The 11,381-nt window shown below is 73.8% G+C and carries 11 protein-coding genes; 3 read left to right on the forward strand and 8 right to left on the reverse strand.

Going from position 1 to position 11,381, the window contains the following annotated elements; genetic code table 11:
• Positions 1–97: 97 nt before the first annotated feature.
• The 4 genes from IE94_RS0126955 to lipB all read right to left on the reverse strand — a co-directional run bounded on the left by IE94_RS0126955 (position 98) and on the right by lipB (position 3,252).
• Positions 98–802, reverse strand: coding sequence for a DUF4191 domain-containing protein (locus IE94_RS0126955; protein ID WP_030189212.1), 705 nt, complete (start codon positions 800–802; stop codon positions 98–100).
• Positions 803–883: 81 nt separating this feature from the next.
• The gene (locus tag IE94_RS0126960) at positions 884–1,099 is read right to left on the reverse strand and encodes an SCO2195 family GlnR-regulated protein (protein WP_030189214.1); all 216 of its coding nucleotides are present in this window, start codon (positions 1,097–1,099) and stop codon (positions 884–886) included.
• Between the two features lie 244 nt (positions 1,100–1,343).
• On the reverse strand, positions 1,344–2,297 hold the full coding sequence (gene lipA / locus IE94_RS0126965) for a lipoyl synthase (RefSeq protein ID WP_030189216.1): 954 nt from the start codon (positions 2,295–2,297) through the stop codon (positions 1,344–1,346).
• Positions 2,298–2,451: 154 nt separating this feature from the next.
• Positions 2,452–3,252 carry a lipoyl(octanoyl) transferase LipB gene (gene lipB, locus IE94_RS0126970; RefSeq protein ID WP_030189218.1) on the reverse strand — a complete coding sequence of 267 codons (801 nt, stop codon included), beginning with the start codon at positions 3,250–3,252 and terminating at the stop codon, positions 2,452–2,454.
• 234 nt (positions 3,253–3,486) lie between these two features.
• Between lipB and IE94_RS0126975 the strand changes: the two genes are divergently transcribed.
• Positions 3,487–4,950: an NsdA family TPR-like regulatory protein gene (locus tag IE94_RS0126975; RefSeq protein ID WP_030189224.1), complete on the forward strand. Its 1,464-nt coding sequence runs from the start codon at positions 3,487–3,489 to the stop codon at positions 4,948–4,950.
• Between the two features lie 15 nt (positions 4,951–4,965).
• Here the strand turns inward: IE94_RS0126975 and IE94_RS0126980 are convergent, their stop codons facing one another.
• Together IE94_RS0126980 and IE94_RS0126985 are read right to left on the reverse strand one after the other, a co-directional pair.
• Positions 4,966–6,360: an NAD(P)/FAD-dependent oxidoreductase gene (locus IE94_RS0126980; protein WP_030189226.1), complete on the reverse strand. Its 1,395-nt coding sequence runs from the start codon at positions 6,358–6,360 to the stop codon at positions 4,966–4,968.
• 468 nt (positions 6,361–6,828) lie between these two features.
• Positions 6,829–7,773, reverse strand: a complete 945-nt coding sequence (locus IE94_RS0126985) for a TIGR01777 family oxidoreductase (protein WP_078606603.1) — start codon at positions 7,771–7,773, stop codon at positions 6,829–6,831.
• A 72-nt stretch (positions 7,774–7,845) separates the two neighbouring features.
• On the opposite strand from IE94_RS0126985, the gene IE94_RS0126990 reads away from it, so the two are divergent.
• Positions 7,846–8,388 (forward strand): GNAT family N-acetyltransferase, encoded by a 543-nt coding sequence (locus IE94_RS0126990; protein ID WP_051777697.1) that lies wholly within the window; start codon positions 7,846–7,848, stop codon positions 8,386–8,388.
• Here the strand turns inward: IE94_RS0126990 and IE94_RS0126995 are convergent.
• On the reverse strand, positions 8,378–9,562 hold the full coding sequence (locus IE94_RS0126995; protein WP_030189234.1) for a MarP family serine protease: 1,185 nt from the start codon (positions 9,560–9,562) through the stop codon (positions 8,378–8,380). The genes IE94_RS0126990 and IE94_RS0126995 overlap by 11 nt on opposite strands.
• Positions 9,563–9,780: 218 nt before the next feature.
• Here IE94_RS0126995 and IE94_RS0127000 point away from each other — a divergent pair, with 218 nt between their 5' ends.
• Positions 9,781–10,596, forward strand: coding sequence for a peptidoglycan recognition protein family protein (locus IE94_RS0127000; RefSeq protein ID WP_425337984.1), 816 nt, complete (start codon positions 9,781–9,783; stop codon positions 10,594–10,596).
• A 24-nt stretch (positions 10,597–10,620) separates the two neighbouring features.
• Here the strand turns inward: IE94_RS0127000 and IE94_RS0127005 are convergent, their stop codons facing one another.
• On the reverse strand, positions 10,621–11,142 hold the full coding sequence (locus IE94_RS0127005; RefSeq protein WP_030189239.1) for a DUF4240 domain-containing protein: 522 nt from the start codon (positions 11,140–11,142) through the stop codon (positions 10,621–10,623).
• Positions 11,143–11,381: the final 239 nt, after the last annotated feature.

Below are 11,381 nucleotides of genomic sequence, written 5' to 3' on the forward strand. Positions count from 1 at the left end.
CACACGGCACCGGCACCGCGACCGGTACGGCGAAGGGGGCGGCCCGAGTGATCGGGCCGCCCCCTTCGCCGTACCGGCGTCTCGGAGTCCTGCGGGGTCAGCGCTGCCTGGGGTTGCCGCCGCGGGGCATCCGCATGCCCTTGGGCATCGGGCCCTTGGGCAGCGGCATGTTGCTCATCAGGTCGCCCAGGGCGCGCAGCCGGTCGTTGGTCACGGTGACCTGCGGGCCGCTCAGGACGCGGGGGAGCTTGAGCATGGTGGTGCGCAGCTTCTTCAGCTCGACCTGGCCCTCGCCGGTGCCCACCAGCAGGTCGTGCACCGGGACGTCGGCGACGATGCGGTTCATCTTCTTCTTCTCGGCCGCGAGCAGGGACTTCACCCGGTTCGGGTTGCCCTCCGCGACCAGCACGATGCCGGCCTTGCCGACCGCGCGGTGCACCACGTCCTGGTTGCGGTTCATCGCCACCGCGGGGGTCGTCGTCCAGCCCCGGCCGATGTTGTCCAGTACGGCCGCCGCCGCGCCCGGCTGTCCCTCCATCTGGCCGAAGGCCGCCCGCTCGGCCCGGCGCCCGAAGACGATCGCCGTCGCGAGGAAGGCGAGCAGCAGGCCCAGGATGCCGAGATAGATGGGGTGACCGATCAGGAAACCGATCGCGAGGAGGACACCGAAGACGACGATGCCAACACCCGCGAGCACAAGACCGATCTTCTTGTCGGCCTTGCGGGTCATCTTGTAGGTCAGAGCGATCTGCTTCAGTCGCCCGGGATTCGCAGCGTCCGCTGCAGGTTCCTTCCTCGCCATGGCACGAAGTCTACGTGCCCCCGAAAGCGCCGACGACGGCAGTGCCCGGCGCGAGGGGAGGCGGGAGCCCGTCAGCCGGGCTCAGGGACGGCCGGCGACGGACTGCCGCAGCGCGCGCTCCGTCTCGATCCGGTCCTTGGCGCGGCGGCGGTCCTCCAGGACGGAGTTCCAGGCGTTGCGCCGGGCGGTGCGCTGGCCGCCGCTCATCAGCAGCGACTCGACGGCCCGCAGGGCGGTGGTGAACGACGGGATGGCCGTGGCGCGGACGGTGGCGGGGCGAACGGGTGCGGCCTGCATCGTGGAGGTCCCCCCTCGGTACGGCTCCGGGTGCGGAGACGGATGTACGTGGTGGTGTACGTGCTGTGATTCCAGGGTCACTGATTGGTGTTACCAGGGCGTGACCCGCCGGTCAAACGCACATGAAGCCGCGTTGCCGGGTCCTGGAACGGGCTCGCGGCCCCGACCGGTGCCCTCATCAGCGAGGACGGTCGGAGCCGCGGTGCATCGGCCATTACTGGCCAGTAGTGGCTTGTGCGGGAATTCACACGGTGGCGGAGCGACGCTGCTCCATGGCCATCCCGTAGAGCCGTCCGGCCCGGTACGAGGAGCGCACCAGCGGGCCCGACATCACGCCGGAGAAACCGATCTGCTCGGCCTCCTCCTTCAGCTCCACGAACTCCTGCGGCTTCACCCAGCGCTCCACCGGGTGGTGGCGCACGGACGGGCGCAGGTACTGCGTGATGGTGATCAGCTCGCAGCCGGCCTCGTGCAGCTGCCTCAGCGCCTCGCTGATCTCCTCGCGGGTCTCGCCCATGCCGAGGATCAGGTTCGACTTGGTGACCAGACCGAAGTCGCGGGCCTCGGTGATGACCTTCAGGGAGCGCTCGTAGCGGAAGCCGGGGCGGATGCGCTTGAAGATCCGCGGGACGGTCTCGACGTTGTGCGCGAAGACCTCGGGGCGGGAGTCGAAGACCTCGCGCAGCAGCTCCGGCACCGCGTTGAAGTCCGGGGCCAGCAGCTCGACCTTGGTGCGGCCGGCCTCGCGGCCGGCGGTCTGCTGGTGGATCTGGCGCACCGTCTCCGCGTACAGCCACGCGCCGCCGTCCGGGAGGTCGTCGCGGGCGACGCCGGTGATGGTGGCGTAGTTCAGGTCCATGGTGACCACGGACTCGCCGACGCGGCGCGGCTCGTCGCGGTCGAGCGCCTCGGGCTTGCCGGTGTCGATCTGGCAGAAGTCACAGCGCCGGGTGCACTGGTCGCCGCCGATGAGGAAGGTCGCCTCGCGGTCCTCCCAGCACTCGTAGATGTTGGGGCAGCCGGCTTCCTGGCAGACGGTGTGCAGACCCTCGCTCTTCACGAGGTTCTGCATCTTGGTGTATTCGGGGCCCATTTTCGCCCGGGTCTTGATCCACTCGGGCTTGCGCTCGATGGGGGTCTGGCTGTTGCGGACCTCCAGGCGCAGCATCTTGCGTCCGTCGGGTGCGACTGCGGACACGACCGGCTCCCTAGCGATTGATTCTTCGGCGTTCTTCAGGGTACGCCCGTTGTTTTGCATGCCCGGCGAGGGTGCGGGCCTTTGAGGACTGCCGCCCCCGGGCCCCGCTTCGGCCCTGGACGGGCCCCGTCCTCAAACGCCGGACGGGCCGGTTTTATGCCGCCGGAGCCTTCTCGATCACCCTCGGCTTGAGTTCCGCGTGCTCCAGGACGTCCCGGAGATGGCGTTCGGCCACCGGGAGGACCTCCTCGACGGTCACGTCGCGGCCGAGTTCGTTCGCCAGGGAGGCGACGCCCGCGTCGCGGATGCCGCAGGGGATGATCCTGTCGAACCACTTGTTGTCGGGGTTCACGTTCAGCGCGAAACCGTGCATCGTGACGCCCTTGGCGACCCGGATGCCGATCGCGGCGATCTTGCGGTCCTCGCGGCGCTGGCCGGCGTTGGACGGGGCGTAGTCGGGGCCGTTGAGGCGGGGGTCGAACTCCTCGTCCGTCAGGCGCGGGTCGAAGTCCAGGGACAGGCCGCCGAGCTTCGGACGCTGCTCGACCGGGTCGCCGAGGACCCAGACGCCGCTGCGGCCCTCGACCCGGGTGGTCTCGAGGCCGAACTCCGCGCAGGTGCGGATCAGCGCCTCCTCCAGGCGGCGGACGTGGGCCACCACGTCGACCGGACGCGGGAGCTTCTGGATGGGGTAGCCCACCAGCTGGCCCGGGCCGTGCCAGGTGATCTTGCCGCCCCGGTCCACGTCGACGACCGGCGTGCCGTCGAGGGGGCGCTCGCTGTCCGCGGTGCGCCGGCCGGCGGTGTAGACCGGCGGGTGTTCGAGGAGCAGCACGGTGTCGGGGACCTCGTCGGCGAACCGCGCGGCGTGCACCCGGCGCTGCTCGTCCCACGCCTCCTGGTACTCGACGCGTTCGGCACCGAACCCCATCCGGACGAAGCGCAGCTCACTCACGGCACGTGCCTCCCTGCAAGGTCGTAAGGCACGAAGCGTGCCCACGCCACTGTACGACCGCCCGCGCGTCGTCAGCCGGGCGGGCAATTCTCACACGATCGGATGAATGCCGGGCGAATTGTGCGATCGGGTGCTTACTCTCCGCTACATTCGCGCCGTTCACGAGGCCATAAGGGCTGCTCACAGGCGCTCCGGGCAATCGAACGCCCGGAAGGCAGGAGACCGCACCGCACCATGACGGAACGACCCGCGCAGCGCACCCCCAACCGCCAGCTCGCCGCGCTCATCGCCGAAGCGGGGTTCTCGAACGCGGGTCTCGCGCGTCGCGTCGACCAGCTCGGACTCGAACACGGCCTGGACCTCAGATATGACAAGACGTCCGTCACCCGGTGGCTGCGCGGCCAGCAGCCCCGCGGCACCACCCCGGCCCTGATCGCCGAGGTCTTCACCCGGCGCCTGGGCCGCCGCCTGAGCGCCCAGGACCTCGGCCTGGACGCCTGCGCACCCGTCTACGCGGGCCTGGAGTTCGCGGGGAGCCCGGAGGAGGCGGTCGACATCGTCGGCGGGCTGTGGCGCAAGGACTCCGGCAGCCACGCCGAACTGCGCAAGATCGCCTTCACCCCGGCCGGGCTCGTCGTGCCCAGCCGCGACTGGCTGATCGGCCGCGCCGACGAGAAGGTGGCCCGCGCCGAGGTGCCCGTCCGCATCCCCGCGCAGGGCCGCCCCTCGACCCCCGGGCTCGCCCTCCCGCTCGACCCGTCCCGGCGCCGGACCCCCGCCGAGCGCGGCCCCGGCCAGAAGGTCAGCGGCGGCGACCTCGCCGCGCTGCGCTCGGTCGGCGAGCTGTTCCGCAGCCTCGACGACCGGTACGGCGGGGGCCACGCCCGCCAGGCCCTGGTGCGCTACCTGGAGCACGAGCTGGAGCCGATGCTCCGCGGCACCTACGGCGAGCAGACCGGCCGCCGCCTCTTCGCGGCCGCCGCCGACCTGACCCGGCTCGCGGGCTGGACCTCGTACGACATCGTCGCGCACGGGCTCGCCCAGCGGTACTTCGTGCAGGCACTGCGGCTCTCGCAGGCGGCTGCGGACCGGGCGTACGGCTCGTACGTGCTGGTCACCATGAGCCGGCAGGCCGTCTACCTGGGCCACGGGCGGGAGGCGGTGCAGCTCGCGCGGGTGGCGCAGCAGGGCGTGGGGACCTCCGCGCCGCCGGTGGTGCAGACCCTGCTGCACGCCGCCGAGGCGCGGGCGCACGGGGTCCTCGGGGAGGTGCGGGCGTGCACGGCGGCGCTGGTGCGGGCCGAGCGCGCGATGGAGGCCGCCCGGCCCGGCGACGAGGTGCCGCACTGGGCGCGCTTCTTCGACGAGGCCCAGCTCGCCGACGAGTTCGGGCACTGCCACCGCGATCTGCAGCAGTTCCGCGCCGCCGCCCAGCACGCGGAACGCTCGCTGCAACTGCGCGCCCCCGTCTACGCCCGCAGCCGGCTGTTCTGCCGGGTCGTCCTCGCCACCGCCCGGCTCGGGCTCGGCGAGCTGGACCAGGCCTGCCAGCTGGCCGCCGAGGCGGCGGGGCAGGCGGCCGAGATGCGCTCGGTGCGGGCCGCGGAGTACGTCCGCGACTTCGAGCGCCGCCTGGAGCCGTACCGGGACGCCGCCCCGGTACGGGGATACCGGGACAAGGTGGCCGCCCTGGGGTAGCGCCGGATCCCTTGTCTAGGCCGCGTGCGCCGTCGCCGCCGGTTCCGCCGTGTGCATCGGCCGGCCCGCGCCCAGGTCGCTCAGGATCGCCGCCGAGGCCCGGTGGCCCGAGTGCAGCGCGCCCTGGGGGGTGCTGGTGTCGCGGTGGTCGCCGCACACGTACAGGCCGGCCAGCAGCCGTACCGGCCTGCGCGGGTCGTGCGGCGGGCGCATCGCGGGCACCGCCTCGGGCGTGTGGTGCACCGCGAGGGTCTCCCAGCGGGTGGTCGGGGTGCCGTAGAGGCGGGCCAGGTGGATGCGTACGGCGGTGTCGAGGTCCGCCGGGGGAGGACCGAGGACCGTCGACGAGACGAGGGTGCGTCCGGCGGGCGCGCGGGACGGGTCCACCAGGCTGACCTGCGCCGTGTGGGCCACCGGGCCGCCCCGGTCGGCGTCGAGCAGCAGGGCCGCGCCGGTGCTCGTCGGTTCGTCGGTGGTGTGGTGGACCACCGTCACCGGGTGGAAGTCCGGCACCCTCAGCCCCGGCAGCAGTTCGGCCGCCGCGCGGGCGTCGGTCGCCACCAGGACGGCCCGGCAGCGGATGACGCCGTGCTCCGCGGTGGTCACGGCGTTGGTCGCGACCGAGGTGACGCGGACGCCGGTGCGCACGGTGCCCGGCGGCAGCGACCGCGCCATGTGCTCCGGCAGGGCCTCGGCGCCACCCTCCGGCAGCGCCAGCCGTCCGCCGGCGAAGGCCCGCAGCGCGAGGTCCGCGCACCGGCTGGACGTCGTGAGGTCCGGGTCGTACAGCAGGGCGGCGAGCAGCGGACGCAGGAAGCCGTCGATCGCGCGGGCCGGCAGCCCGCGGGCCGCCAGCGCCCGGGCGGCGGGCAGCTCCGGCCGGGCCAGCAGCCGTTCGGCCGGGGTGTGCGCGAGCCGGGCCAGCGCGGCACCGAGCCGGGCCTGGTCGACGGCGGTGCCGAGCGGGGCGCCGGCACGGGTGCGGGGCGCGGCGGCGGGCCCGTCGGGCGGGTTGACCGTGCGCCGGGGCGCGGGCATCGAGCGGGGGGCGCTCGCGAGGGCGCGCACCGCGTGGAGTGCGCCCCGTGCGCTCCGTACGCTCGCTGGGGCGCCCGCGAAGTGGTGCCGGCCCTCGCTGTGCAGCAGGACCCCGGGGGCGAAGGGCAGCAGCGCGAGGCCCTCCAGCCCGGGGGTGCTGCGCAGTTCGGGATGGGCCGTGGACAGCAGCTGGCCGATTCTGTCGAGCCGGAAACCGTCGATCTTCTCGGTGGCCATCCGGCCGCCCACCGCATGGGCGGCCTCCAGGACCGTGGTCGTCACTCCTGCGCTGGTCAGCCGTTGCGCCGCGGCGAGTCCGGCGATCCCGGCCCCCACGACGACGACGTCCGCCTGGTACGCGGGCTCAAGCACGTGCCCCTCCTCGAGGTTGCGCGGCCGCTGGAGACGTCATGCCCCCAACAGGCTTGAGGAATACCCGAGTTCGAGACGAGGTTAGGGCCCGGAACGGTCAACGGGAATCACTCGGGGGCAGCACACGGTCGCACGGTGGTCGCATACGGGTGGGACACGGTCGCCAAGCGGTCGGTACGTGGTCACCGTGCGGTGGCCGAGCGGTCGGTACATGATCGCCGTGCGGTGGCCGAGCGGTCGGTACATGGTCGCCGTGCGGTCGCCACGCGGTCGGTACACGGTGGCCGTGCGGTGGCCGAGTGGTGGCTGAGTAGCGGTCGAGTGGTCGGTACACGGTCATCGTGCGGTGGTCGAGTGGTCGCCGTGTGGTGGCCAGACGGTGGCCGAGGTGGCCGAGCGGCCGAGCGGTCGAGTGGTCGAGCGGTCGACGAGTGGTCGTAGGCCGTCCGTACGCGTCACCGGGCAGGTCTACAGCGCCGCCCGGATCGCCCCGTCGATCTCCGGGAACGCGAAGCGGAAGCCCGACTCCAGGAGGCGGGCCGGCAGGACCCGGGCACTGCCGAGGACGTCGCCCGCCATCTCGCCGAGCACCGCCCGCAGCACCGGCGCGGGCACCGGGAAGGGCGCCGGACGGTGCAGCACCCGGCCCATGGCCAACGTCACCTCACGGTTCGTCACCGGCTGAGGGGCGGTCAGGTTGAAGGGGCCCGACAGGCCGTCCCGGTCCATGAGGTGCCGGATCGCGGCCACCTCGTCGTGCAGCGCGACGAAGGACCAGTACTGCGAGCCGTCGCCCAGCCGCCCGCCGAGCCCCGCCCGGAAGAGCGGGAAGAGGCGGCCCCACGCGCCGCCCCCGCGCGCGACGACCAGCCCGGTCCGGGTGAACACCGTCCGCACGCCCGCCTCCCGGGCGGGGGCCGCCGCGGCCTCCCACTCCACGCACAGGCCCGGCAGGAAGCCCTCCCCCGGGGGCGCGCTCTCGTCCACGGGCCGGTCGCCGGTCTTCCCGTAGTAGCCCATCGCACTGCCGTTCACGAAGACCCTCGGCGGCCGCTCCATCGCGGCGACGGCCTCCGCGAGCGCCGTGGTGCCGTGGACCCGGCTGCTGCGGATGCGGGTCTTGTACGCCTCGGTCCAGCGGTGGTCGCCCACCCCGGCCCCGGCCAGATTGACCACCGCGTCGCAGCCCTCCAGCCCGGCCGCGTCCACCCGCCCGTTCTCGGGGTCCCAGCGGACCTCGTCCGGCCCCCCGGGCGCGTGCCGCACCAGGCGCACCACCTCGTGCCCGTCCGCCGTCAGGGACCGCGCCAGCGCGCCGCCGATCAGACCGGACGCACCGGCCACCGCGATGCGGGAACGTTCCCTGCCCAAGCGCCCGTTCATGTGCCCGCCGTTCACGCGTCCGTCGTCCATGGGCCCATCCTGCCGGGTGGCCCGCGGAAAACCACGGAACGGTGCCCGGCACCGCGTCGTACAGTGATCGTCATGCCAGTCCCGCACATACGCCGAGCCAGGTCGAAGGACGAGCAGCCGCTGCGCCGGATCGACCTCGACACATGGTCCCACCTGCACGCCGTTTCGCCTCCGCCGGGACCGGACGACCCCTTCTTCCGCGACACCAGCGGGCCCGACGCCCACCTGGTCGCCGAGCTCGACGGCGTCGTCGTCGGCTACGTCCGCCTCGGTTTCCCCACCCCGCTGGCCTCCAACACCCACGTCCGCCAGATCCGCGGCCTCGCCGTCGTCGGCGCGGCCCGCGGCCACGGCGTGGGGCGGGCGCTGGTCCGGGCGGCCGTCGAGGAGGCCCGGCGGGAGGGCTTCCGCCGCATCACCCTGCGGGTCCTCGGGCACAACACGGCCGCCCGGGCGCTCTACGAGTCGGAGGGCTTCGTCGTCGAGGGCGTACAGCCCGAGGAGTTCCACCTCGACGGCCGGTACGTCGACGACGTGCTGATGGGACAGATGCTGACCGGGCCGGACGCTCCTGCCGGGCCGGACGCCCCTGCCGAGGGCGCGCTCACGGCGTGACCGGCTCGCCCGTGTCCACCGCCCGCGTGGCCCCGGCCGCGTCGCGTGCCTCGGGAGCCACCTCGCCCGCCGTCAGCACGTAGCCGGTCTCGGCGTCGGAGGTGGACCGGGCGAACACCACGCCGTACACCCGGCCGTCGGTGGTCAGCAGCGGTCCGCCCGAGTTGCCCGGGCGGACCGTGGACCGGATCGAGTAGATCTCCCGGGTCACGCTCCGGTCGTTGTAGATGTTCTGGCCGGTGGCGCGGACCCGGTTCGCCACCGTCGCCGCCCGCAGGTCCAGGGTGCCGTCCTGCGGATATCCCGCGACCACCGCCGCGTCCCCGCGCGCGGCGTCCTCGTCGAACCGCAGCACCGGAGCCCTCAGACCGGGCACGTACAGCACGGCCACGTCCTTGTCCGGGTCGAACAGCACCACCCGCGCCTCGGAGGCCGGGCCCACGCCGCCGACCCGTACGGTCGGGTCGTCGATGCCCGCCACCACGTGGGCGTTGGTCATCACGTGCTCCGGCGCGTACACGAAGCCGCTGCCCTCCCGGCCCTGGGTGCCGGTCACGCCCTCCACCTTCACCGTGCTGAGCTTGGCCGCGCGGGTGGCCGCGGGCGTGACGCTGTCGCCGGAGGGCTCGGCCACCTCGGCGGCCGACTCGTTCTCGAACGGGTTGAAGACCTGCGGGAACCCCGCGTCGGCGAGTGCCGACGTCGCTCCGGAGAACCAGGCCGGGGTCGTGTCCGGCATCACCCGCTGCACCGCGCCCAGCAGCGTCGAGTCCCGGATCGCCGAGTTGAGCAGCGAGGACGAGGATGCCGCGAGCACGCTCGCCGCCACCCACGCCACGATCAGCGCCGCCGCCGAGTTCGCCACCGCCCCGCCGACCCCGTCGGCCACCCGGAGGGGACCGGCGTCCAGCTCCCGGCGCAGCCGCAGCGCCAGGCGTCCCGCCAGTTCGTGGCCCACCATCGCCGGGAGCAGCACCGTGGCCACCGCGACCGCCGTCGCCGCCGGGGAGCCCCGGGTCACCAGGCCCGTCATCCACGGCAGGACCCACACGCCGAGCGCCGCACCGCCCACGAAGCCGGTCAGCGACACGCAGCCGGCCACCAGCCCCCGCCGGTAGCCGGAGGCCGCGTAGACCAGGACCACCAGGGCCAGCACGAGGTCGAGCAGGTCCACGCGAACCGCCTTTCTGTCGGGTCCGAAAACGGCTGCCCCGTGCGAGCCGACGCCTGCCAGGGGCTTTGCGCGTCAGGGCCTTGCGCGGGGCCTCGTGCGAAGCGGACGTGTGCGGTCAACCGTGGAACGTCGTGCACCGGGACGATGGTTCCACCGTGGTTCCACCGGGTGGCACACCACACATCGCGGACAGAGCGGATCCACCGGACAGTGGGACCATGCCCGTCTTCCGAGGACCGCGACGCGCCCGGGAACGCCGTTCCTCCCGCATACCCGGCGCCGCCCACCTGCCGGTCGCGGCCCGGGTGCTGCTCGGCGCACTGCCCGGTCTGGCCGCCGTCGCCGCGCTCTTCCTGTGCGCGGGCGGCGTGGAACGGGCGGCCGACGCCGGGGCCGCTCCGGCCGCCGCCACCGACCGGTACGCCGCGCCCCGCCCCGACATCGTGCCCCGGTCGGTCTGGCTGGGCGCCGCCGCCCGCGTCCAGCCCGCCCCCCGCTACGACGACAAGGTGATCGCCGTCTTCGTCCACCACACGGACACGCCGAACGGCTACGACTGCGCCGACGTGCCGGCCATCCTGCGCGGGGTGTACCAGGGGCAGACCGGCGCCCGGGACTGGGACGACATCGGCTACAACTTCGTCGTGGACCGCTGCGGCACCATCTACGAGGGCCGGGCCGGCGGCATCGACCGGCCCGTCACCGGCGCCCACACCCAGGGCTTCAACCACCGCACCACCGGGATCGCCGCCCTCGGCACCTACACCGCCGGGGTGCCCGTGCCCCGGGCGCTGACCGACGCGATCGCCGCGGTGGCCGCCTGGAAACTGGGCGAGAGCGGCGCCGACCCGCGCGCGAAGGTCGCCCTGGTCTCCAGCAACGGCCTCAGCCGGTTCGCCGCCGGCGCCACCGCCACCCTGCCCGCCGTGGCGGGCCACGACGACGGGTACGCGACGAGCTGCCCGGGTGCCGCACTCGCCGCCCGGCTCGGCGACATCAGGGACACGGCGGCCCGGCTCCAGGGGCGCGCCTGACTCCGCCCGAGCGGGCGGCGCTCCTCACTCCGGTCCGAACCTCGCCCACAGGCGGGGCAGGCGCTCGGCGAGGGCCCGGTCGTCCTCCAGGTCGATCGGTGTGCCCAGCGGTTCGGCGGGCGCGGGCGCGATGCCCAGGTCCGGGGCGACGGTGCCGGTGAGCTGCTCGTAGGCCTCGTCGGCCGCGTAGCCCAGCTCCTCGCCGTCGCCGTCGAGCTCCTCGTCGAAGTCGTCCAGCAACTCGGCGAGCGAGTCGGGCTCGTGCACCGCGCCCTCGTACACCTCGCGGCCCTGGCCGATCAGCCAGCACCGGAAGTAGTCGAACGCGTCGTCGCTGGCCCCGCCGAGCAGCACCCATGCGGCGCCCCACAGGTCCCAGGTGCAGGCGCGGTTGTACCGGGCCTCGAAGTGGCGGGCGAAGTCGAGCACCAGGTCCGGGTCCATGCCGAGCAGCCGCTCCACGAGCAGGTCGGCCTGGTCCTCGGGATCACCGTCGGCGCGCTGCCGGGCGGCGTCGATCAGCTCCCAGAACTCCGTCTCGTCCATCACGGGTCCAGCATCGGCCCTGGGCGGGGGTGGCGCACGTGGAGTGCGGCGGATCGTTATGTGGGAGTGCGGGTGCCTGCGGGTGCCTGCGGGTGCCTGCGGCGCCTGTGCGGCTCCGGTGGGGGTGCGGGTTGCGCGGTGGGTTCGGTGGTGGGTCGGGGCCGCGCCGGGGGGTGTCCGTCCTCGGAACGGCGCGGAATCGGTGGGACATGGATGTGCGCTCTGTTGACGCGCCAACC

It is taken from the genome of Streptomyces violaceorubidus (assembly GCF_000717995.1).
GTDB lineage: Bacteria > Actinomycetota > Actinomycetes > Streptomycetales > Streptomycetaceae > Streptomyces > Streptomyces violaceorubidus.

Excerpts from the sequence above, each read along its gene's own strand:
- IE94_RS0126955 (WP_030189212.1), bottom strand. The coding sequence starts at position 802 with ATGGCGAGGAAGGAACCTGCAGCGGACGCTGCGAATCCCGGGCGACTG.
- IE94_RS0126960 (WP_030189214.1), bottom strand. The coding sequence starts at position 1,099 with ATGCAGGCCGCACCCGTTCGCCCCGCCACCGTCCGCGCCACGGCCATC.
- IE94_RS0126975 (WP_030189224.1), top strand. The coding sequence starts at position 3,487 with ATGACGGAACGACCCGCGCAGCGCACCCCCAACCGCCAGCTCGCCGCG.
- IE94_RS0126985 (WP_078606603.1), bottom strand. The coding sequence starts at position 7,773 with ATGGACGACGGACGCGTGAACGGCGGGCACATGAACGGGCGCTTGGGC.
- IE94_RS0126990 (WP_051777697.1), top strand. The coding sequence starts at position 7,846 with ATGCCAGTCCCGCACATACGCCGAGCCAGGTCGAAGGACGAGCAGCCG.
- IE94_RS0127000 (WP_425337984.1), top strand. The coding sequence starts at position 9,781 with ATGCCCGTCTTCCGAGGACCGCGACGCGCCCGGGAACGCCGTTCCTCC.
- IE94_RS0127005 (WP_030189239.1), bottom strand. The coding sequence starts at position 11,142 with ATGGACGAGACGGAGTTCTGGGAGCTGATCGACGCCGCCCGGCAGCGC.